This window comes from Dialister sp. (assembly GCF_036343215.1).
Taxonomy (GTDB): domain Bacteria; phylum Bacillota; class Negativicutes; order Veillonellales; family Dialisteraceae; genus Dialister.
In genome coordinates this window covers 1-1,352 of record NZ_JAZASU010000209.1, presented here as the reverse complement: position 1 = coordinate 1,352, position 1,352 = coordinate 1, and the positions used below count along the sequence as shown (strand labels likewise).

Sequence of the window (1,352 nt, the reverse complement as noted above, 5' to 3'; positions counted from 1 at the left end):
GTTCGCAATTTTGAGCCGAGGAACATATCAACGGTTTGCCTGTTCGTCAGGAACATGTCAACCGATTTTGGGCATTTGCCGTTATCGGGAACATGTCGATAAGCTGGAATTGAATGATTATCTTCCGGTTTTGTTAATCATCGGTATTGCTTTTATAATCCATGTGTGATTCCTGACTCTCTTTATTCTTCAGCGCATGAACGATTTGCAGGCCATCGCTTTCAAATCCTCTGCATACGACCCTGTAGCGGATTGGAATGATCGTAAAAAGGCATTGAAAGAAGTTGAAATAGAAAAGGAAGGCGGATACCGAGAGTAGTATTTCGTACAGGTTACTCCCGGGCCGAACAAACTCTGGAAAGCAGAAATAAATGATTCCGTACAGAACGGCCTGCATCAAGGAAAAGACAGGCCCGCCTGCATATAGTAAAATTTTTGCCTGATTTGTTTCCTGCTCTTCTTCGGGAATGAAATAACCACCTGCAGGAATCAGGCAGAAGATGTATTTTGATTTGCCGATCATCCTTGGCCCGGATCCCACAATGACCTTCCACCCTGCTTTTCCTCCGGAAATCCGATAACCCAAGGCATGGCCCAATTCATGGAGCAAAACAGACAAGAGACAAAGAAGCCAGATAAGAATGATTCTTACAAAGTAATATATGCTCAGACCCATACGCTTACTCCTTGGTCCTTAATTAAACTTTAAAGTTACTCCCCATAAGACAAATCCCGATTGTCAGTCCAGAAGCCCTTTTATTGTTTGCTCATAAATGGAATCGATCAGCACAATCTGCTCCCCGGCATGTTGAAAGCCATCGATGATGTTTTTGTTGTCTGCCTTCAGACTATCTTTCGTACAGTCTGCATCAATCATCCTGGCTTCAATTTCCGATTCATGTCCAATGATCTCACCGAAATGGTTCTCGATATAGTTCTCGCTCATGGCAAGGCAGATGAAACGAATCGACGATAAATACCGCTCATCAAAATCCCGCCTCCAGCGAAATGGAATGTAACAGCCTTCAACTATAAGATTTTGCCGGTTCTCAATTGCGGTCTTAACGATCTCCCGTATGATCGGCCACAGGTATTCCGTCAGTTCATCATCGTCCTCCGGCGTCAGATCAGTATTACCGCTACGAATCAGACCCATTTTCAGGTGATCGATCGACAGATACGGATATTTATATTTTTCGAGCATCTTCTGCGCCAGAAGCGTTTTTCCAGTGTGAGATGCACCCGTAATCAGTATGATCATTTTTTCCTCGTCAAGATTAAATATGTCAGTATCGGTCTCCATATTCCTTTCGTGCTTCTGCCGTCCATTTGGAGATGAAATCCGTCTTCGC

General features: G+C 43.9%; 2 protein-coding genes. Both read right to left on the bottom strand.

The window, feature by feature from the left end; translation table 11 throughout:
• Positions 1-133: 133 nt before the first annotated feature.
• Positions 134-676, bottom strand: coding sequence for a M50 family metallopeptidase (locus VZT47_RS10765; RefSeq protein ID WP_442877436.1), 543 nt, complete (start codon positions 674-676; stop codon positions 134-136).
• Positions 677-739: 63 nt separating this feature from the next.
• Positions 740-1,352: hypothetical protein (locus VZT47_RS10440; RefSeq protein WP_330224899.1), on the bottom strand; the 613-nt coding region annotated here is incomplete at its 5' end.

Coding starts and splice junctions, on each gene's coding strand:
- VZT47_RS10765 (WP_442877436.1), bottom strand. CDS start 676: ATGGGTCTGAGCATATATTACTTTGTAAGAATCATTCTTATCTGGCTT.